27 protein-coding genes and 2 pseudogenes are annotated in these 25,257 nt (G+C 66.3%); 18 read left to right on the forward strand and 11 right to left on the reverse strand.

Features of this window, described 5'->3' with window-relative positions; genetic code table 11:
* Positions 1 to 93: 93 nt before the first annotated feature.
* From ACWEO7_RS29575 to ACWEO7_RS29585, 3 genes are all read right to left on the reverse strand, one after another.
* Positions 94 to 393: a hypothetical protein gene (locus ACWEO7_RS29575; RefSeq protein WP_452428064.1), complete on the reverse strand. Its 300-nt coding sequence runs from the start codon at positions 391 to 393 to the stop codon at positions 94 to 96.
* A 259-nt stretch (positions 394 to 652) separates the two neighbouring features.
* Positions 653 to 799 (reverse strand): hypothetical protein, encoded by a 147-nt coding sequence (locus tag ACWEO7_RS29580; RefSeq protein WP_452428066.1) that lies wholly within the window; start codon positions 797 to 799, stop codon positions 653 to 655.
* A 152-nt stretch (positions 800 to 951) separates the two neighbouring features.
* Positions 952 to 1,479, reverse strand: coding sequence for a flavodoxin family protein (locus ACWEO7_RS29585; RefSeq protein ID WP_452428068.1), 528 nt, complete (start codon positions 1,477 to 1,479; stop codon positions 952 to 954).
* A gap of 283 nt (positions 1,480 to 1,762) precedes the next feature.
* Between ACWEO7_RS29585 and ACWEO7_RS29590 the strand changes: the two genes are divergently transcribed.
* Positions 1,763 to 2,098 (forward strand): spore germination protein GerW family protein, encoded by a 336-nt coding sequence (locus ACWEO7_RS29590; RefSeq protein ID WP_452428069.1) that lies wholly within the window; start codon positions 1,763 to 1,765, stop codon positions 2,096 to 2,098.
* Positions 2,099 to 2,247: 149 nt separating this feature from the next.
* On the opposite strand, the gene ACWEO7_RS29595 is transcribed toward ACWEO7_RS29590, so the two are convergent.
* From ACWEO7_RS29595 to ACWEO7_RS29615, 5 genes and pseudogenes are all read right to left on the reverse strand, one after another.
* Complete coding sequence (locus ACWEO7_RS29595; protein ID WP_452428071.1) at positions 2,248 to 3,900, reverse strand: SulP family inorganic anion transporter; 1,653 nt, start codon at positions 3,898 to 3,900, stop codon at positions 2,248 to 2,250.
* A gap of 158 nt (positions 3,901 to 4,058) precedes the next feature.
* Positions 4,059 to 4,570: pseudogene (locus ACWEO7_RS29600) on the reverse strand (phosphoenolpyruvate carboxykinase (GTP)); the annotation flags it as partial.
* 91 nt (positions 4,571 to 4,661) lie between these two features.
* Entirely contained in the window at positions 4,662 to 4,982 is a 321-nt protein-coding gene (locus tag ACWEO7_RS29605) for an ArsR/SmtB family transcription factor (protein WP_379252256.1), read from the reverse strand.
* 297 nt (positions 4,983 to 5,279) lie between these two features.
* On the reverse strand, positions 5,280 to 6,233 hold the full coding sequence (locus ACWEO7_RS29610; RefSeq protein WP_452428073.1) for a universal stress protein: 954 nt from the start codon (positions 6,231 to 6,233) through the stop codon (positions 5,280 to 5,282).
* A 241-nt stretch (positions 6,234 to 6,474) separates the two neighbouring features.
* A complete protein-coding gene (locus ACWEO7_RS29615) occupies positions 6,475 to 7,404 on the reverse strand; it encodes a universal stress protein (RefSeq protein WP_452428075.1) in 930 nt (309 codons plus the stop codon).
* Between the two features lie 449 nt (positions 7,405 to 7,853).
* Here ACWEO7_RS29615 and ACWEO7_RS29620 point away from each other — a divergent pair.
* Both ACWEO7_RS29620 and ACWEO7_RS29625 read left to right on the forward strand, forming a co-directional pair.
* Positions 7,854 to 8,610: pseudogene (locus tag ACWEO7_RS29620) on the forward strand (alpha/beta hydrolase).
* A gap of 186 nt (positions 8,611 to 8,796) precedes the next feature.
* A complete protein-coding gene (locus tag ACWEO7_RS29625) occupies positions 8,797 to 9,207 on the forward strand; it encodes a VOC family protein (protein WP_452428077.1) in 411 nt (136 codons plus the stop codon).
* Positions 9,208 to 9,365: 158 nt separating this feature from the next.
* Here ACWEO7_RS29625 and ACWEO7_RS29630 read toward each other — a convergent pair whose 3' ends face one another.
* Positions 9,366 to 9,812, reverse strand: a complete 447-nt coding sequence (locus tag ACWEO7_RS29630; protein ID WP_355078160.1) for a MarR family winged helix-turn-helix transcriptional regulator — start codon at positions 9,810 to 9,812, stop codon at positions 9,366 to 9,368.
* Between the two features lie 88 nt (positions 9,813 to 9,900).
* On the opposite strand from ACWEO7_RS29630, the gene ACWEO7_RS29635 reads away from it, so the two are divergent.
* Positions 9,901 to 10,848, forward strand: a complete 948-nt coding sequence (locus ACWEO7_RS29635) for a quinone oxidoreductase family protein (RefSeq protein WP_452428079.1) — start codon at positions 9,901 to 9,903, stop codon at positions 10,846 to 10,848.
* Positions 10,849 to 10,896: 48 nt separating this feature from the next.
* On the opposite strand, the gene ACWEO7_RS29640 is transcribed toward ACWEO7_RS29635, so the two are convergent.
* On the reverse strand, positions 10,897 to 12,093 hold the full coding sequence (locus ACWEO7_RS29640; RefSeq protein WP_452428081.1) for an Ig-like domain-containing protein: 1,197 nt from the start codon (positions 12,091 to 12,093) through the stop codon (positions 10,897 to 10,899).
* 212 nt (positions 12,094 to 12,305) lie between these two features.
* Here ACWEO7_RS29640 and ACWEO7_RS29645 point away from each other — a divergent pair, with 212 nt between their 5' ends.
* The 14 genes from ACWEO7_RS29645 to ACWEO7_RS29710 all read left to right on the forward strand — a co-directional run bounded on the left by ACWEO7_RS29645 (position 12,306) and on the right by ACWEO7_RS29710 (position 24,311).
* Entirely contained in the window at positions 12,306 to 12,854 is a 549-nt protein-coding gene (locus tag ACWEO7_RS29645) for an AAA family ATPase (protein WP_452428082.1), read from the forward strand.
* Between the two features lie 24 nt (positions 12,855 to 12,878).
* Positions 12,879 to 14,096 carry an NAD(P)/FAD-dependent oxidoreductase gene (locus ACWEO7_RS29650; RefSeq protein ID WP_452428105.1) on the forward strand — a complete coding sequence of 406 codons (1,218 nt, stop codon included), beginning with the start codon at positions 12,879 to 12,881 and terminating at the stop codon, positions 14,094 to 14,096.
* 52 nt (positions 14,097 to 14,148) lie between these two features.
* Entirely contained in the window at positions 14,149 to 14,994 is an 846-nt protein-coding gene (locus ACWEO7_RS29655) for a helix-turn-helix transcriptional regulator (RefSeq protein WP_452428084.1), read from the forward strand.
* 77 nt (positions 14,995 to 15,071) lie between these two features.
* Complete coding sequence (locus tag ACWEO7_RS29660; RefSeq protein WP_452428086.1) at positions 15,072 to 15,836, forward strand: glucose 1-dehydrogenase; 765 nt, start codon at positions 15,072 to 15,074, stop codon at positions 15,834 to 15,836.
* A 264-nt stretch (positions 15,837 to 16,100) separates the two neighbouring features.
* On the forward strand, positions 16,101 to 17,015 hold the full coding sequence (locus ACWEO7_RS29665) for a D-alanyl-D-alanine carboxypeptidase family protein (RefSeq protein WP_452428087.1): 915 nt from the start codon (positions 16,101 to 16,103) through the stop codon (positions 17,013 to 17,015).
* A 223-nt stretch (positions 17,016 to 17,238) separates the two neighbouring features.
* Entirely contained in the window at positions 17,239 to 17,862 is a 624-nt protein-coding gene (locus ACWEO7_RS29670) for a TetR/AcrR family transcriptional regulator (RefSeq protein WP_452428090.1), read from the forward strand.
* Positions 17,863 to 18,185: 323 nt separating this feature from the next.
* Positions 18,186 to 18,371, forward strand: a complete 186-nt coding sequence (locus ACWEO7_RS29675) for a hypothetical protein (RefSeq protein WP_452428091.1) — start codon at positions 18,186 to 18,188, stop codon at positions 18,369 to 18,371.
* A 29-nt stretch (positions 18,372 to 18,400) separates the two neighbouring features.
* Entirely contained in the window at positions 18,401 to 19,153 is a 753-nt protein-coding gene (locus tag ACWEO7_RS29680) for an SDR family oxidoreductase (RefSeq protein WP_452428093.1), read from the forward strand.
* Positions 19,154 to 19,163: 10 nt separating this feature from the next.
* On the forward strand, positions 19,164 to 20,147 hold the full coding sequence (locus ACWEO7_RS29685; RefSeq protein WP_452428107.1) for an NADPH:quinone oxidoreductase family protein: 984 nt from the start codon (positions 19,164 to 19,166) through the stop codon (positions 20,145 to 20,147).
* A gap of 103 nt (positions 20,148 to 20,250) precedes the next feature.
* Entirely contained in the window at positions 20,251 to 21,012 is a 762-nt protein-coding gene (gene fabG / locus ACWEO7_RS29690) for a 3-oxoacyl-ACP reductase FabG (protein ID WP_452428108.1), read from the forward strand.
* 19 nt (positions 21,013 to 21,031) lie between these two features.
* Entirely contained in the window at positions 21,032 to 21,484 is a 453-nt protein-coding gene (locus ACWEO7_RS29695; RefSeq protein ID WP_452428095.1) for a MaoC family dehydratase, read from the forward strand.
* Positions 21,484 to 22,509, forward strand: a complete 1,026-nt coding sequence (locus tag ACWEO7_RS29700; RefSeq protein WP_452428097.1) for a phosphotransferase family protein — start codon at positions 21,484 to 21,486, stop codon at positions 22,507 to 22,509. The genes ACWEO7_RS29695 and ACWEO7_RS29700 overlap by 1 nt, the downstream gene beginning before the upstream one ends.
* Positions 22,510 to 22,717: 208 nt before the next feature.
* Positions 22,718 to 23,941, forward strand: a complete 1,224-nt coding sequence (locus ACWEO7_RS29705; protein ID WP_452428099.1) for an acyl-CoA dehydrogenase family protein — start codon at positions 22,718 to 22,720, stop codon at positions 23,939 to 23,941.
* A 46-nt stretch (positions 23,942 to 23,987) separates the two neighbouring features.
* The gene (locus ACWEO7_RS29710) at positions 23,988 to 24,311 is read left to right on the forward strand and encodes a putative quinol monooxygenase (protein WP_452428101.1); all 324 of its coding nucleotides are present in this window, start codon (positions 23,988 to 23,990) and stop codon (positions 24,309 to 24,311) included.
* Between the two features lie 204 nt (positions 24,312 to 24,515).
* Here ACWEO7_RS29710 and ACWEO7_RS29715 read toward each other — a convergent pair whose 3' ends face one another.
* Positions 24,516 to 25,169, reverse strand: a complete 654-nt coding sequence (locus ACWEO7_RS29715) for an HAD family hydrolase (protein ID WP_452428103.1) — start codon at positions 25,167 to 25,169, stop codon at positions 24,516 to 24,518.
* Positions 25,170 to 25,257: the final 88 nt, after the last annotated feature.

The following is a 25,257-nucleotide window of genomic DNA, read 5'->3' on the forward strand; positions in this document are numbered from 1 at the left end:
TTTCGCCGCGAACGGTCCTGATGGGCCGACCGGACAGGAAGTCGGCGACCGCCATGATGGCCTGTGGGCGGTGAAGCCGGTACTGCGCTGCGGTTACGTGCGGCCCCGCGGGTTCGGCTGCGACTCGGTCCGGAGCGGGGAGCGGTGTCGAGCGAGACGACGCAGGCGCTCGTGCTCGAACCAGAACACCGCGACGCTGGCGGCGAAGCACAACACGGTGGCGGCGGCCCCGAGAGTCACCCAGCCGGTGAATCCCGATCCAGCTGTGGTGAGTGTGGTTGCCAGGATCGCTACTCCGGTGATGAACAGCACGATGCCCGGAATGTTGTACGGGTCGGCGAGGCTTTCTCCCGGCTCGGCGTGGTAGGGCTGGCCAGATGCGTTGTCGCTCATGATTATTCCCTCGTCTCGGTGGAAATGGGCCGCGGCTGGGCAGATGCCGCGCCCGTCATCACCATGCCCTGCCCGCAAACCGGCTAGCAGAGTCCTAGGTCCCTGTAGGACCGGACCAAGGTCGACGTGCGGCTCGGCCGCAGGACCGAAGTCCGGTGTGGCCCTTTCGTGTTGTTGTTCCAGGCTATGGAGTTTCCGACCGGAACGCGCTGCTCTCGAGCCGTGCCCCATGCGACGTGCTTCGCGCCGCACAGGCGACTCAGCGATGGTTCGACGAACGCGCCACGGCAAGGTCGTCACTGCGCATCACGGCTTCCCACCACGTGTGGAGCGGACTCGGGTCGGGCCAGAAGATCGGGGCGTGGATGTCATCGATATCGGTTCGAACCGGAAATCGCTCGGTCATGCTGTTCTCCTGAAGTGTACGAATCGAGGCTCTGCCACTACGGCTTCGGCCGCCGCATCACTCCGCGGCGGGCGTACGGGATCCCGATCCCTACACCGGCGGCACCGGTCGAGCGGCGGACCCGGATAGGGGATGCGGTGCAGCTCTCTATATCAGCTGGGGTGAGCGGCCCGGTCGAGTTCGGCACACGCCAGCCGTTGCGCCCATGCGCGTGCCCGCTCGAGTTCGCCATCGGCCAGTGGCCCGGTCACGTCGGTGACGAGGAAATCCATCGGATCGTCCGCGAGTTCGTAACCCGAACGGCGCAACCGTTTCGCCACACCGCGCGCGGCCGACCCCGGCAGCCACGCTGGAGTGGCGGCTTTGGTGCCGAACGCCGCAGCTCTGCTGCCCGCCGGAACGGTGAACGCCGCGTCGAGCCATTCCCTGACTCCGATATCGACGGCTACTGCTGCTTTGGTCCGCTCGGCGGCGTCGCGTCGGGTGCGTGGTCTGCTCAGTCCGAAGGCATGCGTGGGCGCGCCGACCACCAGCAGATCCACCTGTACCGCGCTCATTTGGGCGGCCGTAGCGACGTCCATGACCTCCACTGTGGCGTATGCGCCCAGACCCTCGGCGATCGCCCCGGCGATGGCGGCGGTGTTGCCGAACATTGATTCATAGACGACTCGCGCCAGCATCTCGATCTCCTCCAAGGGCCTACCTGCGGAACCTCGACGTTACGGAGAAGGCGGCGGTGGCAGCAGTGCCGAAGCGCCTCGCGCCGAGGGACTTTCGACCACGGTCACTTCGAGGAGAACGCGCTCGGCAGTGGGGCTGCGTTCCCAGGCTGCGTTACCCACAAATGCCATTGCGCCCCGGCGAGGGGGTCGGAGGACTCTTTGCCCGGCCTGAGCCTCTCTCGAAGCTTGAAGTGGCCCGAGCGCGGGCGTTTCGACAGCAAGACGGACGGAGATCAGGCAGATGAAGGTCGCGGATGTACTGGCCACGGCGAAGGACTCCTTGACGGTCACGCGGGTGTATGCAGAGCCGATCGAGCGGGACGGAACCACGGTGATCGCGGCAGCCGCGATCTCCGGTGGTGGCGGCTCCGGTGAAGGCACCGACAGCTCGGGGCAGGAAGGGGCGGGTGGCGGTTTCGGTCTGGGGGCCAAACCGATCGGCGCCTTCGTGGTCAAGAACGGTCAGGTGCGCTGGACGCCTGCTGTCGACATCAATCGGCTGGCGACGGTGATCGGCGTCGTGGCGGTCACCGCTCTCGTCGTCGGTGTTCGCATCGCAAAGATCCAGGCGAAGTAGCCGCCCGGGCCGCATGGGTCGACGGATGGCAGCGCGATGATGCCGTCGCGCCGGGGCCGTCGAGCACCTGCGCCGACATCGATCCCGAGGTCCTCGCGCCGCGCATGTCGGGGATGCGCTGCGCGAGTGTCGGCGTAGGCCAGACCGGCTCATATGTTTTGTCCGGCGGGGCTCCGTGTGTATCCGCGGGCGTGAGCGATGGCCTCGGGTGTGTGGGCGAAGATGTGCGCGTCGCCGCCTGCGGGCAGGGCGCCGATCGGGGCCAGGCGGCGTCGATGGTCTTGGCGTAAACCGGACATCAGGACGGTGATGTGGCGCTGTTCGAGTTTGCCGATGGCGTCTTTCAGCACGAGTGCGCCGGTGGTGTCCAGGGCGGTGATTCCGGACATGCGCAGGATGACCACGCGTACATCTGAAACGTCGGCCAGTTCCAGCAGGAACCGATGGGCGGCGGCGAAGAACACCGGGCCATCGATGCGATAGGCGACTATATGGTCGTGCCGCAGGTTGTCTTCCTCGGCCAAGTGGCCGCTGTCGTCGTGCTCGAGAGGGACTTGCTGGAGCCGGGCTTCCTTCGCCACCGACCGCAGTGCGAGCACGGTGGCGATGCCGACGCCGACGGCGACCGCGGTCACCAGGTCCAGGGCGACGGTGACGCCGAAGGTGATCGCCATGACGACCGCATCCCCGCGTGAGGCGCGGGCGATCGCGGCCAGCGACGCGGTCTCGACCATCCGTACGGTCGTCGCCAAAAGCACACCCGCCAAGGCTGCCAGTGGGATCTTCGCCACCAGGGGTGCGGCGAGGTAGATGATCGCGGCAAGCACGACGGCGTGAGTCAGCGCGGACAGACGGGTGCGGGCACCGGAACGGACGTTGACCGCGGTGCGAGCGATCGCACCAGTGGCAGGCACCCCGCCGAACAGGGGAGCTGCGATGTTCGCCACGCCTTGCCCGAGCAGTTCGCGGTCGGGGTTGTGGCGGGTGCCCACGGCCATCGCATCGGCGGCGGTCGCCGACAACAGGGACTCGAGTGCGGCCAGCGCCGCCACTGCCAGTGCCGGCGCGACCAGCGACCCCAACTGATCGAAGTGTACGAATCCGAGTGTGGGTGCGGGCAATTCGGAGGGAATGGTTCCGATGGGGGTCAGGTCCAGATCGAGCACCTGCGCTGCGAGGGTTGCGGTGGCCACGGCGATCAACGAGAACGGCAGTTTCGGCAGATACCGCCCACCGGCCAGGACGACCGCTGCCACCGTCAGCGTGGTCACGGGCGCCAAATGATGCGGGTGCGAAATATATTGTCCCACAGCGTCGAATGCCGACTGCCACACCTTCTCGCCCTCGGCGTGCGCTACCTGCAGCGCGGACGGGACCTGTTGCAGCGCGATGACAACCGCAATGCCGGCGGTGAAGCCTTCTATCACCGGTGCGGGCATGTAGCGCACAGCCCGCCCGACCCCGGCGAAGGCCAGTACCACCAGCACAAGGCCGGCCAGCAGCCCCACGGTCAGCACCCCGCTCGCGCCGTGCCGGCCGACGATCGGCACCAGGACCACCGTCATCGCGCCCGTGGGCCCGGACACTTGGAAGCGGGATCCGCCGAACACCGCCGCGATCGCGCCCGCGACCACAGCGGTGGAGAGTCCAGCGGCCGCGCCCAGTCCGGAGGAGATTCCGAAGCCGAGTGCGAGGGGCAGCGCCACCAAGGCGACGATCAGGCCCGACACCAGGTCCGTGCCGGGCGAGCGGAGTGCAGGTTTCCAGTCCGACCAGCGCGGCAGGAGCGCGAGCTCGTTCACAGTACTCTGGCCGGACGCAACTTCAGCGCGGCCAGCTGTGCACGAAGTTGGTCGGGCAGCCGTTTGCCGCCGATGGTGGCGTACCACTCGTCGATCGATGCGGTCTCGGCTACCCATTCGTCGATCTCGACCGCCGACGCCGGGGTGGCCAGTTCCCGGGCGCCGACCGAGTGCAGGCACTTCACGAAGCCTGTCCCATCGGTGAGCTTGTCCCACACCGGCGCACCGGAGCGGGTCGTGATCTGCCTCGTCACCGACGTCGGCTCCGAATCGGTCGATTGCACTTCGTATCTCGGGTCTTCGGCATCCAACGGCCCCATGCAGAACGCGATCACATACATCGTCCGCCCCGCTATGGCCCCGCGATAGTGCTCGGTCATCACTGTGCGCATCCCATTGGATCGACCCAATTGTTGGTCGGGCCGGCGTCCTCCACCGGCGCCATATCGTCGGGATCCGACACACACCAGAATGAGTTCGGCTTCGCCGCGAGCGGCACAAAGGTGCCTTTCTCCACCAGCAGTCCGGTGAGCCGATCCCACTCCGCCCGTGAGCCATCGCAGCACACGAGGCGATCGGGTGCGGTCGACTCCGCGACTTCGGCGCTCCACGGCAGGATGCCCTCATGGTCGGTCGGCGCCTGCGCGGTCGCGTTCAGCTGACGGGTCACGGTATATCACTCCTTCGAAAACTGCTAGGTGGCTAGTTTAGAAAATACGCAATCAGTGTCGAGCATCGCCCCCATGACTAGGGTCAGGCGGTCATTGGAGAGCTTCGACCTGGCCGGCGACCACGCCGGTGAGGATAGCCCGTGCTACAGCCAATAGCTCGGCAACCTCGGGGGTTGTCAACTCGTAGGTCACCGACAGCCCTTCGCGGCGAGCTGTCACCAGGCCGGCGCGGCGCAGGATCGACAACTGTTGAGACAGGTTGGCCGCCTCGATCTCGATCTCGGCCAGCATCTCCGAAACGGCGTGCTCACGCTGGCTGAGCAGTTCGAGCACCCGCACCCGCACGGGATGCCCGAGTGTTTTGAAGAAGTCGGCCTTCATCTGATAGAGCGGGCGCTGCAGTCCCGGCATCGACGACCACTCCTTCCACTCCTGCCGACGGCATCTCGGCACCCACGATCGCACGCTGTTTGCAGAGTTTAGCAAACAGCATAACCACTGTTGTGGGGACGACTCTTCTTCCCCAGGCGTACAACAGCCGCGAGGCTTGTGACCGGCGCTTTTCTCTCCCGCCTCGGCGTCGCTCCCACCAGCCGAGGACCTCACCCATCGCGAGTCGGCGTCGACGCGGACCGGGCGGAGGCGGTGGTACCGCGTTCGACCGAGCGCGACCGACGCCGTTCGCCAAGGTGCTGGATCCTGACCATGTCATTCCGCCTTCTTCGCGCCCACGTGGGCGACCATGACGGGGCAATGCGCTTGTTGGACAAGTGAATTGCTGGTCGACCCGAGCAACAGGCCGCGAAATCCACCACGACCGCGGCTGCCGACCACCAGCAGCTGGGCAGACTTCGACCACGCGGTCAGGAGCTTGCCCGGCGTGGCAGAAGAGACCTCGGCGGTGACCCGGACGTCGGGAAACTTTTCCCGCCAACTTGCGAGCTGTTCGGTGAGCAGCCGCTGCGCGGCGGTTTCGAGTTCGCGGATCGCGGAGGCGGTGATTCCGGTACCGGGGCGAGCGGCGTTGTCGGCCACGGCGTGCACCGCGACGAGTGTGGTCGCGCGAAGTCCGGCTTCGGTGAATGCGGCGCCAATCGCGGTCTCGGCGGCCTGGCTTCCGTCGACGCCGACCACGACCGGTCCCTCGCGGCGGGTTCGCTGCTCGCTGCCGGTGTCGCGAACCACGACGATCTCGTTGTGGCCGTGCGCGGTTACGGCCAGTAGCGTCGAGCCGACATGCGCGAACGGCCCACCCCGTCCCGCGCCTAGGACCACCAGGTGCGCAGATTCGGAGTGTTCGATCAAGACCGTAGCCGGGTGGGCGGGCGACAGCTCGGTGTCGATTCGCAGCTCGGAGTCGACGTCACGGGCCAGCCGTGTTGCGGCGGCGAGCCGAGCGGCGCCTTCCTCCCGTAGTGACTGGGCGACCGCGGGGACCATCAGGTCGTACATGCCGAAAATGGCTTGCGTAGCAGCCAGATCCATGGCGTGCACGATCAGCAGACTGCGGTCGCGCTGCGCGGCGGTCTCGGCAGCCCATTGCACGGCCAGGTCGGAGTTCTCGGAACCGTCGATACCGACGACGACGGCAGCCGATGGCAGCCGATGGCAGATGGTGAACGGTGCCGGTGACAGAGGTGGACATGCGGGAAGTCCCTTCAAAGGAGCGGTGCTTCAGTACTCGAGGGCTGAGGATTCGCGCGAACGCATTCGCCTGGCGTCGGTCCCGAATGCTGAGGTGCTTGGGCAGCATTCCCAGGCGAGAGGCTCCGCCGCGGACGATATCGCGGCTCGCCGCTGCACGGATTTCCGGCGGGCAGTGCCGATAGCGGGTTTACCGGAACCCACCCGGGGTGCGAAACGACGAGTGTGAGATCCGATGGTTCTGGATGAACGCTTCTCGTCAGTCGCCGGCCGAGGCGGGGTGGACGACCATGACGGGGCAGGAGGCATGCTGAACGAGGTTGTTGGCAGTGGAGCCGAGGAGCATGCCCGCGAAACCGCCGCGTCCGCGGCTGCCCACGACGAGCAACTGCGCATCCTTCGACCACGACAGCAGATGCGGACCGGGAGCCGCCATCTCCACCTTGCGGGTGACGTGCACGCCGGGGAACTTCTCCTGCCAGCCCGCCAACCGTTCGGCGAGGACCGCACGCTCGATGTCCTCGCGGACTGCGTCGAGTCGGCCGAGCTCGCCGGCGAACCGGCTGGAATCCCAATCGCTCCAGACGTGCACGGCGACCAACTCCGCATCACGGGCGGCAGCCTCTGCGAAAGCGGCCGCGATGGCGGATTCCCCGACCGGGCTGCCGTCCACACCGACCACCACCGGGCCGGAACGATGGACCGTTTCGGGTGTGGCGGAGTCTGCACGCACGACGATCACCGTGCCCTCGGCGTGTGCGGTCACAGCCAGCAAAGTGGAGCCCAGGTGCGTCAATGTCCCGGTGTCGCCGGTCGCGCCGAGCACGACCGCGTAGGCCTCGGCGCTGTGGTCGATCAGCAGTTGCCTGCCGGTGTCGGTGGACGTACGCCTCGAGACACGCAGGCCGGGTGCTATCGACAGCGCGACATCCTCTGCGCGGGTGAGCATTTCGTTTCCCTGCTCGCGGACTGCGTCGACAACCGACGGGACCAGCACCTCGTAGTCGCCGAGTATCCAGCTGGTACCGACCAGGTCCAGACCGTGCACGATCTCGAGTTCGCGCCCGCGGTCGGCGGCGAATTCCGCTGCCCACCGTAAGGCTGTCCACGAACCCGCCGAACCATCCACGCCGACGACAACCTTGGCGGTGGCGACATGATGCGGATCGTCGAATTGCTGCTGGCCCATGGAATTCTCCTTGCCCCTGATCGTGGCGTGCCCCGGCGGGCACCCTCGAAGCGTATGACCGGTGTGGCGGGCTTCGGTGCGGCTGATCGTCACCTAGAGTGGGGCCGAAAGACCATCTAGTGGTTGAAGCCACCGCAAGCGCATTCGTGCGGAACTGGGAACGCGAACTTCTGGAGTAACGCGGCGAACAAGTTCACCTCATGTCTTTCGGCTGGCACAATGCCTGCCACCGAGGCGATGGTCGGTAGCAACGAAGTATAAGGGTTGGCCGCCATGCCGCCCGGGCTGGTAGCGTTCGGGAGTCCGTGACACTGTGCGAGGAGGTGAGACCCATCAACGCAATATCCAGTGGGTGCTCCACATCTTCTTCACGGTTGGGCGATTGACGTAGGTGTCGCCGGGAGCGCCGCGAACATGGCGATCCCGAAAGGCAATAACCTATGCATTCTGTGAATTTCACTGCGGAGACATCGGTGAACGGTGTCATCGAACGCGACTTCACTGTGGGTGAGGTACCCGGCGTGCTCTTCTCGCCCGCATCCGGCTCCGGCCCCGCACCCTTGGTGCTCATGGCGCACAGTGGCGGCCAGCATAAGAGAGCGCCGGGAATCGTGGCCCGGGCGCACCACTTCGTGACCGGCTACGGTTTTCACGCCGCCGCCATCGACGCACCCGGACACGGCGCCCGGCCGCGAACGACGGAGGATGAGCAGCGGATCGCAGTCCTCCGGCGTGCTCAGGCTGCGGGCGAGCCGATCGGCCCGATCATCATCGAATTGCACACCTACCTGGCCGAGCGCGCCGTGCCGGAATGGCGGGTGACGCTGGACGCCCTGCGGAAACTGCCGCAGATCGGCACCGACGGGCGGATCGGTTTCTGGGGCATCATGCAGGGTACCGGGATCGGGGGTGCCGTTGACGGCCGTCGAACCCAGAATCGCCGCGGCGGTCTTCGGCTGCCTGGGGCATGAATCCCTGGTCGAGGCGGCGGCACAGATCACCGTCCCGATCGAGTTCCTGCTCCAGTGGGACGATGAGCTGCTCGACCGTCGATCCGGTCTTGCGTTGTTCGACGCCTTCGCCTCGAAGGAGAAGACGTTGCACGCCAACGCGGGCGGGCATTTCGAGGTACCGAGGTTCGAGGTCGACAGCGCCGCACGGTTCTTCGCGCGGCATCTCGGCCAGGTCGACACGTCACCGGCCTGACGGGACAGGTATCGGCGGCCGGGCGCGAGCCGACCGCCGATACCTCAGCCGTAGACCGCTCGCCTGCCGGCTGCGGACCTCGCTCTGGGCGTCACGGTGGATGCGCGAGATCGCCGGCGGGGGGTGACAAGATCGCGCGGTCTGGTCGCCTGAACGAAGCCGGGTGATCATGACATGATCTCGATCATGCCGATCTCCACCAGTTCGTTCGATCATGTCCGCTTGACAGTGACCGACATCGACAGATCCCGAGCCTTCTATGACGCCGTCTTCGGATGGCCGATCGCTTGGGAGTGTCCCGCGGACGCGGACGAAGCCACCCGCGAGCGATATGGGTTCCTCTTCGGCGGTGTGATCTACCAGATGGGCGATGGACTGCTCGGACTTCGCCCCGTCGCCAGTGACGAGTTCGACGAAGATCGAGTAGGACTCGACCACCTCGCCTTCGCCCTCGCCACTCGGTCGGATCTCGATTCGGCGGCTGCCTTGCTCGATGGACTCGGCATCGCGCACGCGGGAGTGAAAGACCCCATGTACATTCTGGAATTCCGCGATCCGGACAACATCGCGCTGGAGTTGGTTGTGCGCAAACAGTAATCGCGTGCCCCCGACATGCCGGTCGGCGGCAATGGGATTCCCACCAAGATCACTATCGGTGATCTGTGCGACTTGGTCATCGGCGCCCGCCCGGCATCACCCGAGCACCCCCACGTGCTACTGAACCTGCTCAGCGAGCGGAGTGTGCGTCGACGCCTTCAGGTGGTGTGGGTCTGCTCGATGAGGGTCGCGGTGGCGCGGTCGAGGAATTCGCAGAACTGTTTGTGCTCGTCGGGGGTGAACCGATCGGTGAGGGCGCGTTCGAGCACGATGACTTCCTGATAGGCGCGGTCGAGCAGGTCGCGGCCGGTCGGGGTGAGGGTGGCGATCATGACTTTGGCGTGAACGGGCGACGGTTGCCGGTCGATGAGCTCTTTGTTCTGCATGCCGGTCAGGACAGTCGCCATGCTCTGCTGCGTGACCCCGCACGCGCGGGCCAGTTGGGCACCGGACATGGCGTCATCGCGGGACAAGATCAGCAGCACCGTGTATTGGGTCATGGTCAGTCCGTAACCGCGTAGCACCGCCTCATGGTGGGCCATGAGCGCCTGTTCGGCTCGGCGAATGCGCGTGCACACGTATTCCTCGACGGGCACGTCGACCATGTCACAACTCCCTAAATTGACTCAGCATCCTGATACTGATTGAGTGCTGAGTATCAGGATACTGAGTCAACACAGAAAGTTGTATGTGATGAAGGCTGTAGTGCTGGACACCGATGACACCTTCCGGATCTCGGAGATCCACGAGCCCGTGGCCGGGCCGGGCGAGGTCGCGATCCGCGTCGCCTATGCGGGGGTGCAATACGGTGACGTGCTGGTGCGTGGAGGGCATTTTCCGGTGCCGCGCCCGTTCGTGCCGGGCTTCGAAGCCGCAGGCCGAATCATCGCGGTGGGCGAGGGCGTGGACGAAGGCCGGATCGGTGAACAGGTCGTCGCGTTGGTCGGCGGGGGCGGTTACGCCGAGGTCGCGACCGCGCCTTCGGTGCTGGCGATCAATGCCTCGCGCGTCGACGCACGCACTGCGGCAGGGTTCGGATGGGTGACTTCGACCGCCTACGACCTGGTCGATTCCGTCGGCGGGGTCCGGGCCGGGGATCATGTGCTGATCCATGCCGCAGCCGGTGGTGTCGGATCACTGGCCGGGCAGTTCGCCGCTGCCGCGGGCGCGGAACGGATAGTCGGCGTGGTCGGCAACTCCGGTCAGCTCGATTACGCGCGTCAGTTCGGTTACCACGAGGTGCTGACGCGAGAACAGTTCCCCGATGGCATCGGTGCGGAAACCTTCGACGTGATCCTCGACCCGATCGGCGGACCGACGCGGGTCGCGAGCCTGGCCCGGCTGGCTGCCCATGGCCGGATCGTGGTCTACGGCAACATCGCCACCTTCGAACCGGTCACCGTCTCGGCCAACGACCTGCTGATGCACGGCCAGTCGCTGATGACCTACAACAGCAATCTGGGCAGCCAAACCCACCCGCAGCGACTCGCCGACAGCGCCACTCGCGCGATGGCGCTGGTCGCCGACGGGTCGGTGCGCATCGATATCACCGCCGAATACGCCCTCGCCGACGTCGAAACCGCGATCGCGAACCTGGCCGGCGGAGTTACCCGCGGCAAGAGCGTCGTCCGCATCGAATGAATCACCGTCGGCGACCCGGCCGGGACACCTGCTCGCGTGTCGTTCGGGTCACGTGTGGCCGCCACCGCGGAGCCAGTCGGTCCACGGGATGCTCCAATCGCCGTTGTGCCAGATATCGAGGGGTTCGCCGCCGGTGTTGCGGACCTCGACTACGTCGCCGGGGATGACGAAGTCGTAGAACCATGTGGCGTCGGCGGGGGAGAGGTTCAGGCAGCCGTGTGAGACGTTGGTGTTGCCTTGGGCCCACATGCTCGCGGCCAATTCGTGCACGAAGATTCCGTCGTGGCTGATGCGGACCGCGTGGTTGATGCTCGTGCGGTAGCCGAGCGCGGAGCTGGTGGGCAGGCCGTAGGTGGCGGAGTCCATGATCACCGGGTCGTTTCGGTCCAGCACGGTGTAGATGCCGGGGCGAGTCCAGAACGACATGAATCTGCCGCCGACGACCGCGGTGCCGCCCATGCCCATCGATGTGGGCATGGTGCGCACGAGGTTTCCGTTGTCGAAGACCTCGATCTGTTTGGTGTCGTCGTCGGCGACCGCGACGTGCGCTGGGCCGATGGTCACCGAAACTTGTTGGTCACGCAGGCCGTAGCGGCCCTCGCCGAGTTCACGGCCGAAGAACTCGGCCGCGATCGTGATCCTGGTTCCCGGTAGGTGATAGTGCTCCGGCCGCCAGTGCGCGTTCTGATCGTCGAGCCAGTACCAGGCGCCGGCGACGGCAGGCTGGGTGGTGACCTTCAGATGGCGTTCCGCGGCGGTCCGGTCCACGGGCTCGTCGAAATGGGCGACGAGCACGAAACCTACTCCATAGGTGTCGTTTTCGGCCAGCTCGATGAGATTGGACGAGCGTAGTGCGACGTCGATGATCTGTTGCGGTCGCACCGTGGTGCAGGTTGTCGTCGCGGTGACGTCGCCGGTTTCGCCCTGAGCGACGGCTTTCGCGGTGTAGGTGTGTCCGTAGCCGAGCGGTTCGGCACTGGTCCAGGCTCGATGATCGGGTGCCGATACGCCCGGCAGCGATCTGCCCGTTTCATCGATCCATTCGACCGATCGCAGCGTCCCGTCGGTGACGGTGACCGTGCCGAGACTGCGCGGTTCGACATCGTGGGTGCCGGGTGTGGGGTCGAATCGGATTGTGGCAGGTGTGGGTGGCGGCGCGAGTTCTCGCGTCCACCCCCATCCGGCCAAGGCGAGACCACCCGCACCGGCGAAGCCGATCAACAGCCGACGACGTCCCAATGCCACCGTCTATCTCCCTTCTCCGGGGTGCTGGGGCCGACCTCTGTCCGTCAGCATGCTTCAGCTACGCGCCGCCCGTGAGACCGACGACCAGCATCTCCACCGATCCGCCGCACAACCGATACCGTTCCTCGATTGATCGGGGTTCTCCTGAGTGTGGACCGGTAGCGATTGTCGGCAGCTCTGGTCGGCTGTGGGCCGCTGGCAGGATGGGTCGCATGCTCATCGTCATCGGGGGACTTCCGGGGGCAGGTAAGACCACGTTGGCGCGCTTATTGGCGTCGCGGATCGGTGGCGTGCACCTGCGGGTCGACACCATCGAGCAGGCGATCGTTCGATCAGGCCTGGCCGAGCATCCCGTGGGGCCTGCCGGTTATGTAGTGGGATACGCGCTGGCCGGGGAGCATCTTCGGCAGGGGTTGACCGTGATCGCAGAATCCGTGAACCCACTGTCGATCACCCGCGACAGCTGGCTGGGCGCTGCCCGAGATGCCGGTGTCGCCGCGGTGGAAATCGAGGTGATCTGCTCGGATCCGGCCGAGCATCGGCACCGTGTCGTTTCGCGGTCGGTCGACATCCCTGACCTGCCGCTGCCGGAATGGCAGCAGGTGCTCGACCGCGAATATCAGCCGTGGGATCGGGACCACGTCATCCTCGACACGGCTGGCGAGAGACCCGACCAGTCGTTGCGCCGCCTGCTCGGGCGCCTCCATCACCTCGGGACTTCCAGCGTCCTGACCAGCGGCAGCAACGATCACGAAGTTTAGAATGACGATGTGCAGCGCGCTGCAGTGACCGATCCGTCGCGTGTCGTGGTCCTCGGGTCCGGGTTCGCGGGTCTGTGGGCGGCGCTCGCGGCGGCCCGGCGGCTCGACGAGCTCGATGTGGCGGGCGGAACCGTCGATATCACGATGATCAGTTCCACGCCGTACCACGACATCCGCGTGCGTGACTATGAGACCGATCTGAGCACATCCCGCATCCCGCTCAGCGTTCTCCTCGATCCGGTCGGAATCGAGCACATCATCGGCGAAGTGACGGCGATCGACGCTGTGGCGCGAATCGTGGAATCCACCGCGGGCGCTCACGGCTACGACCGGTTGGTGCTCGCCTTGGGCAGCCAGGTGGTCAAGCCCGATATCCCTGGCCTGCGGGAGTTCGGATTCGACATCGACACCCACGACGCAGCGGCGAGACTGCAGGCTCACTTGCACCGGCTCGCCGAGGGCCCCGCTGACCCGGCGGCCGCCACGGTAGTCGTCGTCGGGGCAGGTTTGACGGGGATCGAAGAGGCGACCGGGCTGCCCGCGATGCTCGCCGACGTCTTTGCCACGCGTGCCGTCGCACCGCGGGTCATCCTGGTCGACCGCAACCCGTTCGTCGGCTCGGACATGGGTGTATCGGCCCGACCGGTCATCGAGGCGGCGTTGGCCTCCACCGGGATCGAGACCAAGTTGGGCGTCGGGGTGGTATCCATCGATGAACGCGGGGTGACGCTTTCCTCGGGTGAAATGGTGCCCGCCGCCACGGTCGTCTGGTGTGCAGGCATGCGGGCCAACCTGCTGACCGCGGACTTCGGCGTCGACCGTGACCGGCTGGGGCGACTCCCCGTCGACGATTATCTGCGTGTCTGTGGTGTGCCCGGGGTATTCGCCGCAGGTGACGTCGCTGCCGCGAAAATGGACGACGAGCACATGTCGGTGATGTCCTGCCAGCACAGCCGTCCGATGGGCCGATGGGCGGGATACAACGTGATCGGCGATCTTCTCGGCAAGCCCATGAAGCCGTTGCGGATCCCTTGGTATGTGACGGTTCTCGATCTGGGACCGGCAGGAGCGGTGTATACCGAGGGCTGGGACCGCCATGTGGTCGCGTGTGGCGAAGAGGCCAAAGACACCAAGCGCGCCATCAACACTCGCCGTATCTACCCTCCGCTGAACCGCGACCGCGACGCGTTGCTGGCCGCCGCCGCACCCGACTTGCAGGCCGCACCCGAGTACGGACACTGATATCCGCGGCGGTGGTCCAACGCGACGTTGCGGGCGCTTGTTACCGTGGCTTATGACGAGCGAAGCCGTGCCACGACGCCGCGAGTTGCTACGTGACTTTTTGCGTGCCAGGCGGGCGCGGTTGAGGCCCGAGGATGTCGGGATCGCGGCGACGGGCCGGCGGCGCAGGCCTGGATTGCGGCGAGAGGAGCTCGCCGTGCTGGCCGGAGTCGGAGTGTCCTGGTACACCTGGTTGGAGCAGGGGCGCGACATCACCGTCTCCGGCGAGGTGCTCGATGCGATCGCCCGAGTCCTGATGCTGAGCGAACCGGAACGGATCCATCTGTACCTGCTGGCAGGACTCAACCCGCCTACCCTGGAGTGCGCGCCGGTAACAGCCGTCACACCGGAAGTGCAGCAGTTGATCGATGCTTGGGACAGGCGGCCTGCGGTACTGCGCGATCGGTACTGGAATGTGCTGAGGTTCAACGACAGCGCACGGGCGGTGTTCGGCTACGGCGACGGCGAACACAATTGCCTCCTCACGTATTTCACCAATCCTCGTTATCGCGCCATGGAAGAGCTGTGGGCGGCGAACGCACCTGCCATCGTTGCCGCCTATCGGGCAAGCGCGGGCATTTGCCCTGGCGACACCGATTTCCGCAGGGTGGTCGACAATCTCCGGTTGGTGAGCCCGGAATTCACCGAACTGTGGGAGCGGCAGGAAGTCGGAGTTCCGGAGCAGGCGGTGAACGCGCTGCGTCATCCCGACCTCGGTGAATTGTTCTTCGACGCGACGACGTTGACGGTTGCGGACCATCCCGAATGGCAACTCGTGCTGTACAACCCGCGGCCGGGCACCGCCACCGGCGAGCGCCTGGAACGGCTACACCGCGGGCGCGTCGCCTCGCCCGCCTGACGGCCGCAAGGTGGTGGTGCCACACCCACCATAAATGCGCACTGTTTGCTTCGGGGCTGGGTCGGCACGCTGGAGCCATGACGCACGACAGTTCCCGATACAACGGCAAGATCGCACTCATCACCGGCGGTACCAGCGGCATGGGGGCGGCCATCGCGCAGCGGCTCATCGCCGAAGGAGCGGAGGTGATCGTCACCGGGCGCGACAAGGCCCGGCTCGACGCGGCGGTCGATGAACTCGGGCATCGGGCGATCGGGATTGCCGGTGACGCAGCCGACCTCAGCGATCTGGACACCTTGGTGACCACTATCCGCGACCGGTTCGGCCGGTTGGACGTGGTGTTCGCGAACGCGGGCATCGGCGCGTTCCAGACCATCGAGGAGGTCACCGAAGGTGAGTTCTACCGTGTCATCGACACCAATCTCAAGGCCGCGTTCTTCACCATCCAGAAGACGCTGCCCCTCCTGCCGGACAGCGCGGCGATCGTTATCAACGCGTCTTTCGCCGCGTATCGCGGCGCGCCCGCCGCCGCCCTCTACACCGCGAGCAAAGCCGCGGTGCAGAGTCTGGCCCGAACCCTCGCCGCCGATCTGACGACCCGGCACATCCGCGTCAACTCCGTGAGCCCTGGGTACATCGACACCCCAGCCTTCCAAGCCGAAGCATCCGCCGAGATCAAGTCCACGATCGCTACCACGGTCGCCGCCGGCCGGGTCGGCACCCCGGAGGATGTCGCGGCGGCGGTCGCCTTCCTCGCGTCGGACGAAGCGTCCTACATCAACGGACAGGACATCCTCGTCGACGGCGGACTGATCTCGGTTATCCCGGCAGCGGTGCTGTAGCCGAGCTTCGGCAGGAACAGCTTGTCGAAGGCGGCCGTGGTGACCGCAGGCGCGTTCGGGGACGGCGTATCGCGTGGCCTCCGTCGTGGCCGGCTCATCCCGTAAGGTAACCACGGACTGACGAGACCAGCTGTTCGGCCGTCGACCGAAGCGTCGAGCTCAGAGGCGCCTGGATTAGCTGATTAGATGCTGTTGCTGAAGTCGCGCGGCAACTCGACCGATGAAATGCCCTTAATTGCGGAAATGCCACGGCACAATGTGGCGATGCGGACATTTGCTCGATTGTTGCACGCCGTCGTCGCCGGGGCGCTGGTTGTGGTAGCCGGTCAGGGTGTCGCGGCCGCCCCCGCCGCGAGCGACGCCCATATCCAGTTGCCCTGGCTGACGTCTGGGCCGGATGCGGTGCAGGCGTCGGGTGCGGCGCTGGCAGACGGAATCACCGGCACGGTGCTGTGGTCGCGACAGCCGAACACCCCGGTCCCGATAGCCAGCATCACGAAGGTGATGACGGCACTGGTCGTGATCAATGCCGGCGACCTCGACCGGGCCATCACCGTGCCGCAGGAAATCCTCGCCTACGACGCCGAGTACAACGGAAGCACCGCAGGCCTGGTCCCCGGCGAGGTGCTCACCGCGGGACAGCTCCTGTACGCGATGATGCTGCCGTCCGGCTGCGACGCCGCCTATACCCTTGCCGAAGCCTACGGGCCCGGACAAGACGGTTTCATCGCCAAAATGAACGACACCGCGCGTCAGATGGGCCTGGCGGGAACGCATTTCGCCGACCCCAGCGGGCTGCCTGCCCCCACCGACCACTCCACCTACTCCACACCGGCGGACCTGGTCGCCCTCGGCCTGCGCGCGATGAGCCTGCCGGTGTTCCGGGAGATCGTCGGTTCGCAGAGCTATCACGTGCCCGCCGGCCCGGGCAACCGCGCTCACCTCTGGCAGACCACGAACAGGATGCTGCACGACTATCCCGGCACTATCGGCATCAAAACCGGATACACCGACGCTGCGGGAACCTGCCTGCTGTTCGAGACGGTCAGGGCAGGAATACCGCTGATCGGTGTGGTCCTGCACAGCTCACCCGACAGCGGAGTTGCCGCGAAGGATGACGCCGAGCGCATGGTGAACTGGGCCTACAACCCGATCTTCAGCGCACTGCCGATCGGTTAGCGCCGAATGCGGGGAGCCCTCTGCTGATCCGGTTCCGATATCGGACTCCAGCTGTGGCCAAGCCGCTCTGAGGGCCGGATCCATTCGGCGACGAAGTGCCCTGCGGTGGTGGCGGTGCGCGCCGCCTCGACCACCTGTTCGCGCTGTTCGCGGTGATACCGTGAATCCGACAATCGTCCCGTCGACCGACAGTGAGTGGCCAGCGTTGGTGTCCGAGTCCGTTGTGAGTGAGGCCGAGTCCCGTAAAGGACTTCCGCGCACCAAGCGCGGCGAACGCACACGTACCGCGTTGATCGCCGCGGCGCGCGAGGTATTCGAGCGCGACGGATACCTCGATGCCAAGATCTCCGATATCTCCAAGGCCGCCGGGACAGCGTCGGGGTCGTTCTACACCTATTTCGACGGCAAGGAAGAGATCTTCGCGGCGGTGGCGGAGCAGGTGCAGGAAGAGATGCTGCACCCGCACGTTCGCGAGCGCACGGGCGTCACCGACCCGCGCGAACTCATCGAGGCGGCCAATCGGGACTACCTGCGCTCCTACAAGCGCAACGCGCGCCTGATGGCCGTGCTCGAGGAGGTCGCCCTGATCAACGAGGATTTTCGCGGGCTGCGGATGGAACGGGGAAGGGCTTTCGCGGAGCGCAACGCGAAGATGATCACCGCGCTGCAGGAATCCGGCCGGGCCAGCGCGGACCTCGATCCCATGATCACCGCGCACGCCTTGTCGGTGATGGTGAGCCGGATGGCCTACCCGGTCTTCGTCCAGAATCAGCGCATCCCGTTCGAGAAGCTCGTCACCACCCTGACGCAGTTGTGGGTCAACGCGCTGCAGCTCGAATCGGACTGATTCGCGCTCACCGAACTTCGTTCCCGCAGGGGATATTCGGGCCCGCGTGCCGACTCCTTTCGCCGTTGTCGGCCGCCTTTTACGCGAGGCGGCGGCGCGATCGCGAGGGTCCGAGGGTGCACCGGTCGTAGTCACCGAGCCGGGTAGAACTTGAATCCGATTTCGATATCATCTCAATTTCGATGACGTGACCTGCGCTTCTGCAGTTCTGGTGATGCATGTCACAGCCACTTTCCGGGGTGGTCGATATTGACGCGGCGGCACCTATCGCGCAAGGTGGGCGTGTTAATAAGCGCTCAGTAAGTTCCGGAAGGTTGGGCCGCATGCCCGAAGCCGCCATCGTTTCCATCGCCCGATCGCCGCGACGGGCCGCCAAGGGGGAGATCCGGCCCGACGATCCGGCCGCTCAGACGGGCGAGGTGTTCATCTCGGACGAGCGGCTCGGCCTGGAAACGATGTGCGTCGGCGGTGGCCGTGGCATGGCCATGGTGCCCGAGCGACTGTCGTGACCTCGGACAACAATCGAAAGGACCAACCTGTGAACAGGTTCGAAGGAAAGACCGCCATCGTCACCGGCGCCAGTCGCGGCATCGGTCTCGGCATCGCCCAGCGGCTGGTCGACGAGGGCGCGAAGGTCGTCATCACCGCACGCAATCAGAAGGCGCTCGACGACGCCGTCGAGACGCTGGGTGGTCCGGACCGGGCACTGGCCGTCGCCGGTCACTCCGACGACGTCGCCCATCAGGCCGAGACCGTCGAGCGGGCGATCGACGCGTTCGGCAGCGCGGATCTCCTTGTCAACAACACCGGAATCAACCCGGTCTTCGGTCCGATGATGGAACTGCCATTGGCCGCCGCCCGCAAGATCGTCGAGGTCAACTGCCTAGCCGCCCTCTCGTGGGTCCAGCAGGCGTACCAGGCGTGGATGAAAGCGCACGGCGGCGCGATCGTCAATCTCTCCTCGGTCGCGGGGGTGAAGCCCGCGCCCGGCATCGGCTTCTACGGCGCCAGCAAGGCGATGCTGACGCATATAACCCAGGAACTCGCCGTCGAACTCGGCCCGAACCTGCGGGTCAATGCTGTCGCCCCGGCCGTGGTGAAGACCAAGTTCGCCAGTGCCCTCTACGAGGGCCGCGAGGATCAGGTCGCCGCGGCCTACCCGCTCGGGCGGCTGGGCGTGCCCGAGGACATCGGCAGCGTCGTGGCCTTCCTGCTCTCCGAAGACGCCGCCTGGCTCACCGGCCAGCTGCTCGTCGTCGACGGCGGCGTCACCCTCACCGGCGGTGCCTGAGATGACCACGATGCAGGCGTGGAGGGTTCACGAACTCGGCGAGCCGGGCACGGTGCTGCGCCTCGACACTGTGGAACGGCCCGAGCCCGGTTCGCGCCAAGTCCTTGTCCGCGTGACCGGCGCCGCGGCGAACTTTCCCGACGTGCTGATGTGTCGCGGCCTGTACCAGGTGCGGCCCCCGCTGCCGTTCACGCCGGGCGTGGAAGTGTGCGGTGAGGTGGTGGCCGTGGGAGCCGATGTCGTCGGAGTCGCGGTCGGCGATCGCGTGATCGGCGGAACCGCCTTGCCGCACGGCGGATTGGCGGAATTCGCCCTGCTGGACGCCGCCCAGACGTTCCCCGCGCCGCCCGCGCTGGATGACGCTGAAGCGGCCGCGCTGTACATCGGATATCAGACTGGATGGTTCGGATTGCATCGCCGAGCCGGTCTGAAAGCCGGGGAGACCCTGCTTGTGCACGCCGCGGCCGGTGGCGTGGGCAGTGCGGCCATCCAGCTCGGAAAGGCCGCGGGCGCCAGGGTGATCGGTGTCGTCGGCGGTCCGGAGAAGGCGGCATACGCCGCGAAGCTGGGCGCCGACGTGGTGATCGATCGCAGGACGGAGGATTTCGTCGAGGTGGTGAAGAACGTGACGAACAACCGGGGCGCCGACGTTGTCTACGACCCGGTCGGCGGCGACGTCTACGCAAGATCGACGAAATGCATCGCCTTCGAAGGCCGGATCCTGGTCGTCGGCTTCGCCGGCGGGGAAATCCAAACCGCCGCATTGAATCACGCGCTGGTCAAGAACTATTCCGTGGTCGGCCTGCACTGGGGTCTGTACAACGCCTACGAACCCACAGCGGTCGCCGAATGTCATCGGACGCTGACCCGGCTCGCCGCGGAGGGCGCGATCAGGCCGCTGGTCAGCGAACGACTGACGCTGGACGGCATTGCCGAGGGCGTGCAACGCCTCGCCGACGGCAAGACCGTAGGTCGCGTGGTCTACGCGCCGTAACCGCCGCCGTGGACGCCTCGGCAAGCAGCACCGCCGAGATGCGTCCAGGCCTCCGCGCCCCCTCGCGAGGGCGTCCATCGGAACACACACAGAGGAGAACATCATCAGCACCCAGACTCCACGGATCGCCGTCGTCACCGGCGCGGCACGCGGCATCGGCGCCGCCGTCGCGCGACGGCTGGCCGCCGACGGCATGGCCGTCGCGGTGCTCGATCTGGACGAGGCCGCGGCCGAGCCCGTGGCCGACGCCATCGAAGCCACGGGCGGCCGCGCGCTGGCCATCGGAGCGGACGTGGCCGACGAAGCCGCGGTGGCGTCGGCCGTCGACCGCGTCGTCACCGAACTCGGTCCTCCGACGGTGCTGGTCAACAACGCGGGCATCCTCCGCGACAACCTGCTGTTCAAGATGACCGTCGATGAATGGGAGGCCGTCATGGGTGTGCACCTGCGCGGCGCGTTCCTGTGCAGCCGCGCGGTGCAGCGCCACATGATCGACCAGGGCTGGGGGCGCATCGTCAGCCTGTCCAGCACGTCCGCGCTCGGCAACCGCGGCCAGGCCAACTACGCCGCGGCGAAGGCCGGTATCCAGGGCTTCAGCAAGACTCTCGCACTCGAACTAGGCAAGTTCGGCGTCACCGCCAACGCCGTTGCGCCAGGATTCATCGAGACGGACATGACCGCGGCCACGGCCGAACGAATGGGCGTGTCCTTCGAGGAATTGAAGAAGGCGGTTATCGCACAGATCCCGGTCGCTCGCGCGGGGACGCCCGATGACATCGCGCACACGGTGTCGTTCCTGGTGAGCGAGGGAGCGGGATTCGTGTCCGGCCAGGTGGTCTATGTGGCCGGCGGACCTCGGGACTAGGACGGAAGGACAGCGACCGATGAAGGTATTCCAGGGCTTGGCCGAGATGGAGAAGGCCATCGGAACTCACCTCGGATACAGCGACTGGCACACCGTGACCCAGGAGCAGATCGACCTTTTCGCCGACGCGACGGGCGATCACCAGTGGATTCACGTGGATCCGGTGAAAGCGGCGACGGGACCGTTCGGCACGACCGTCGCCCACGGATTTCTCACGCTGTCTCTCATTCCGATGCTGACCCAGCAGATCTATCGCGTCGAAGGGTTGTCGATGGGCGTCAACTACGGCGCCAACAAGGTGCGGTTCCCCGCGCCCGTTACCGTGGGGTCCCGGCTGCGCGCGGGAGTCGAGTTGCTCTCGCTCGCGCCGGCGAACCTGGGATTCCAGGCGGTCAGCCGCGTCACCGTCGACATCGACGGCGCCGCCAAGCCCGCGTGTGTCGCCGAGACGGTCGCGGTGCTGGTGCCTTGATGAGCGACCGTAACCCCGAGGATCTACCCGGCTTGGACGTGGATCGCCTGGCGGCATGGCTGGCCGATGTCGAGCCGGATCTGCTCGCCGGGCCGCTCACCGGCCGCTTGATCGCAGGCGGGAGATCCAACCTGACCTACGAGATCAGCGATGGCAGGTCGGCGTGGATCGTGCGGCGGCCCCCGCTCGGTCACGTGCTGGCAACCGCTCACGACATGTCCAGGGAATACCGGGTGATGACCGCGCTGGCCGGCACGGGCGTACCCGTTCCCGCCACCTACACGCTGTGCGAGGATCCCGGCATCCTCGGCGCGCCCTTCTATCTGATGGAGCGGGTGATCGGGACGCCCTACCGCACGGCGGCCGAACTCACAGCGATCGGCGCCGACCGGACGCGAACCATCTCGGCCGGAATGGTCGACGCTCTGGCCGCTCTGCACGCCGTCGATCCCGCGGCAGCCGGACTTGCGGATTTCGGACGTCCGAGCGGATTCCTGGGGCGGCAGGTGCACCGCTGGAAGAAGCAATTGGACGCCTCCTACTCCCGGGAACTGCCGGGTGCGGACGCGCTGTACGGGAGGCTCGCGGCCCACCAGCCTCCGCAGTCTCCGGATGGAATCGTCCACGGCGACTACCGGCTCGACAACATCCTGATGGACTCCGAAGACCGCGTGGTCGCCGTAATCGATTGGGAAATGGCCACTTTAGGTGATCCGCTCACCGATGTGGCGCTCCTGCTGCTGTATCACCGCCTCGGCGAGATCGGCGTCACCGGTGTCAGCGACGTGGCGCTCGCGCCCGGGTTCCTCACCGAGGCCGAACTGCTCGACCGCTATGCCGAACACAGCGGCCGCGACCTCGCGCACTTCGGTTTCTATCTGGGGCTCGCCGCCTTCAAACTCGCGGCGATCCTCGAAGGCATCCACTACCGCCATCTCCACGGGCAAACCGTGGGATCCGGCTTCGAGACCGTGGGATCCGGGGTCGAACCGCTGTTGCGCATCGGAATCGAAGCCCTCGAGTAGAACAACCGATGACCGGCACAGCTCTCGACGCCTCCGGTGAGACCGTTGTGGGCGGGCACCGGTCGGCTCGGCAGCCGGGCAGATCGCCCGCGTCGCAGACGCACGCGTCGTCGGCATCGCGGGCGGACCGGGCAATGGGCAAAGTTGAATCTGAAGTCGAATTCAAATACGGTGCGTAGGCAACCGTCAGTCAGTACGAGGAGTCGCCATGTTCGAGCTCTCGGAGCGATCTCGCCGATACCGCGAGGATCTGCTCGCCTTCATGGACGAGCACGTCTACCCCGCGGAGGCGATCTACCACGCACAGATGACGGAGTCCGGTGATCCGCACTTCCATCCGCCGATTCTGGAAGAACTCAAGACCGAAGCGCGCAAGCGCGGTCTGTGGAATCTGTTCCACCCGCACCCGGAGTGGGGCCCGGGGCTGACCAACCTGGAATACGCGCCGCTCGCGGAAATCATGGGCCGCAGCGCGCATCTGGCGCCGGAGGCAACCAACTGCAACGCGCCGGACACCGGGAACATGGAAGTGCTGACGCTGTTCGGCACGCCCGAGCACAAACAGACGTGGCTGCGGCCGCTGCTGGACGGTGAGATCGCCTCGGCGTTCGCGATGACCGAGCCGGCGGTCGCCAGCTCCGATGCCACCAACATCGAGCTGCGCATGCGGCCCGACGGCGACGAGTACGTGCTGAACGGCCGAAAGTGGTGGACCTCCAACGCCTTGCACCGGAATTGCAAGGTCCTCATCGTGATGGGCAAGACGGATCCGGATGCGCCCGTGCACCGTCAGCAGAGCATGATGGTCGTCCCGATCGACACCCCTGGCGTGACGGTCCTGCGCAATCTGCCCGTCTTCGGGTATCAGGACCGGGAAGGGCACGCCGAGGTGGTGTTCGAGAACGTCCGAGTGCCGCGCACCGCGCTGCTGGCCGGTGAGGGCGACGGGTTCATGATCAGCCAGGCCCGGCTCGGGCCGGGACGGATCCACCACTGCATGCGAGCGATCGGCATGGCCGAACGGGCGCTCGACCTGATGATCGACCGAGCGCAAGCGCGGACGACGTTCGGCGCGCCGCTGGCCGACCGCGCCAATATTCAGGATTGGATTGCCGAGTCCCGCATCGAGATCGAGATGGCGCGGTTGCTGACACTCCAGGCCGCGCATCTGATGGACACGGTCGGAAATCGCAACGCGCGCGTCCAAATCGCCGCGATCAAGGTGGCCGCGCCCCAGGTCGCGCTGAAGGTGATCGACCGGGCCATCCAGGTCCACGGCGGTGGTGGCGTCTCCGACGACTTCCCTTTGGCGAACATGTACGCGCATTTGCGCACTTTGCGTCTGGCGGACGGGCCGGACGAGGTGCACAAGCGCACGATCGCCCAGATGGAGTTGCGCCGCCGCGACCCTTCATGGGGCAAGCGACCGTAGCCGGACAGAACGAAGCGACACAACCCACTCCAAAGAGGAGGAACGTATGGCCGAGCCCTGTGTGGTGGTGGCGACCATGATCGCGAAGCCGGGCCAGGAAGCGCTGGTGGAGCGGACGTTGCGGACGGCCGCGCCCGCGGTGCACTCCGAGCCGGGCTGTCTGCTCTATGCACTGCATCGACGGATCGGCGAACCCGGTCGATTCGTGATGATCGAGAAATGGGCGTCGAAAGAAGCGCTGCGCGCCCACGGCCAGAGTGCGGTGTTGCGTGAGGTCAACGCGGCCTTGGGCGACGCGCTCAGCGGTCCGGCCGAGGTGCTGGTCTTCGACGCGCTGCCCGCGGGCGATCCCGAACTGGGAGCGCTCTGATGCGCGAACGCCTGCCCGACACGCTGTTCACCGGAGCGAATATCGGAAAGCTCGTGCTAACGCTCTGAATCGGACGCGTCCGGGCTCGCGTTCTCGGCCAGAACGACGTCGGTGGATTCCTTGGTGCTCGGGCTCATTCGCGGTGCCCCTTCGTTGTTCTCGCTGAACAGGTGCTTGCCGGCGTAGATCGGCGGAACGCCTAGCTCACGACGGGCCGAGAGCGGCCCACAGCCGCTCAATGGTGTCCGCCGCGTCGCGGTGCAGGACGCCGGTGAGCCCCGCGCGTTCGGCCGCGACGATGTTCTGTGGCAGGTCGTCCACCATTACGGTGGCTCCCGGCTCGACATTCAAACGGGCGCAGGCGATGTCGTACGCGCGCCGCGATGGCTTGCGTACACCGATCTCACCGGAGATGGTGACGGCGTCGAACATCGAAGCGAGGTCGAATTCGGCGTAGCAGTCGTCGCCGAGTGAATTCGACAGCAGCCCCACACGGAATCCCGCATCCCTGACTTCGGTCACCAGTTCGATCATGGCGCTGTCGGCCCGCAGGCCGGACTGAATGCGGTGAACGAGCCCGGCTCCGTCCACCTCGACGCCGTGCGCCCGCAGCCGCACCGCGAAGCCCTGTTCGAACTCTCGCTCGCCCATGCGTCCCTCCTCGTGGGCGACCAGCAGTGCCCGGGCCTCCACGTCATCGCTGAACAGGCGCAGCGGTAGGCGGGGATCGCAGCCGATCGACTCGCCGAATTCTCGGAACGCCTCGAAGACGCTGGACGTCAGCACACCCCCGAAGTCGAACAGCACGGCGGTCGCCCGGGCGCGGTGCTCGCCGGGTACGGAGGTGGGACCGGTCACTAGGGCACCATCCTTTGCGCGGATCTTGTTACGGGGTTCGTGGAAGGGACTCGGGGGGAGCCGGGGTGACGGCCTGGGTCGGTCGCTC

Source organism: Nocardia sp. NPDC004260, assembly GCF_053603155.1.

What these genes read in the sequence shown, in the direction of transcription:
- ACWEO7_RS29575 (WP_452428064.1), bottom strand. Translation starts at nt 393, where the DNA reads ATGAGCGACAACGCATCTGGCCAGCCCTACCACGCCGAGCCGGGAGAA.
- ACWEO7_RS29580 (WP_452428066.1), bottom strand. Translation starts at nt 799, where the DNA reads ATGACCGAGCGATTTCCGGTTCGAACCGATATCGATGACATCCACGCC.
- ACWEO7_RS29585 (WP_452428068.1), bottom strand. Translation starts at nt 1,479, where the DNA reads ATGCTGGCGCGAGTCGTCTATGAATCAATGTTCGGCAACACCGCCGCC.
- ACWEO7_RS29590 (WP_452428069.1), top strand. Translation starts at nt 1,763, where the DNA reads ATGAAGGTCGCGGATGTACTGGCCACGGCGAAGGACTCCTTGACGGTC.
- ACWEO7_RS29605 (WP_379252256.1), bottom strand. Translation starts at nt 4,982, where the DNA reads ATGCCGGGACTGCAGCGCCCGCTCTATCAGATGAAGGCCGACTTCTTC.
- ACWEO7_RS29615 (WP_452428075.1), bottom strand. Translation starts at nt 7,404, where the DNA reads ATGGGCCAGCAGCAATTCGACGATCCGCATCATGTCGCCACCGCCAAG.
- ACWEO7_RS29625 (WP_452428077.1), top strand. Translation starts at nt 8,797, where the DNA reads ATGCCGATCTCCACCAGTTCGTTCGATCATGTCCGCTTGACAGTGACC.
- ACWEO7_RS29630 (WP_355078160.1), bottom strand. Translation starts at nt 9,812, where the DNA reads ATGGTCGACGTGCCCGTCGAGGAATACGTGTGCACGCGCATTCGCCGA.
- ACWEO7_RS29635 (WP_452428079.1), top strand. Translation starts at nt 9,901, where the DNA reads ATGAAGGCTGTAGTGCTGGACACCGATGACACCTTCCGGATCTCGGAG.
- ACWEO7_RS29645 (WP_452428082.1), top strand. Translation starts at nt 12,306, where the DNA reads ATGCTCATCGTCATCGGGGGACTTCCGGGGGCAGGTAAGACCACGTTG.
- ACWEO7_RS29655 (WP_452428084.1), top strand. Translation starts at nt 14,149, where the DNA reads ATGACGAGCGAAGCCGTGCCACGACGCCGCGAGTTGCTACGTGACTTT.
- ACWEO7_RS29660 (WP_452428086.1), top strand. Translation starts at nt 15,072, where the DNA reads ATGACGCACGACAGTTCCCGATACAACGGCAAGATCGCACTCATCACC.
- ACWEO7_RS29665 (WP_452428087.1), top strand. Translation starts at nt 16,101, where the DNA reads ATGCGGACATTTGCTCGATTGTTGCACGCCGTCGTCGCCGGGGCGCTG.
- ACWEO7_RS29675 (WP_452428091.1), top strand. Translation starts at nt 18,186, where the DNA reads ATGCCCGAAGCCGCCATCGTTTCCATCGCCCGATCGCCGCGACGGGCC.
- ACWEO7_RS29685 (WP_452428107.1), top strand. Translation starts at nt 19,164, where the DNA reads ATGCAGGCGTGGAGGGTTCACGAACTCGGCGAGCCGGGCACGGTGCTG.
- ACWEO7_RS29695 (WP_452428095.1), top strand. Translation starts at nt 21,032, where the DNA reads ATGAAGGTATTCCAGGGCTTGGCCGAGATGGAGAAGGCCATCGGAACT.
- ACWEO7_RS29700 (WP_452428097.1), top strand. Translation starts at nt 21,484, where the DNA reads ATGAGCGACCGTAACCCCGAGGATCTACCCGGCTTGGACGTGGATCGC.
- ACWEO7_RS29705 (WP_452428099.1), top strand. Translation starts at nt 22,718, where the DNA reads ATGTTCGAGCTCTCGGAGCGATCTCGCCGATACCGCGAGGATCTGCTC.
- ACWEO7_RS29710 (WP_452428101.1), top strand. Translation starts at nt 23,988, where the DNA reads ATGGCCGAGCCCTGTGTGGTGGTGGCGACCATGATCGCGAAGCCGGGC.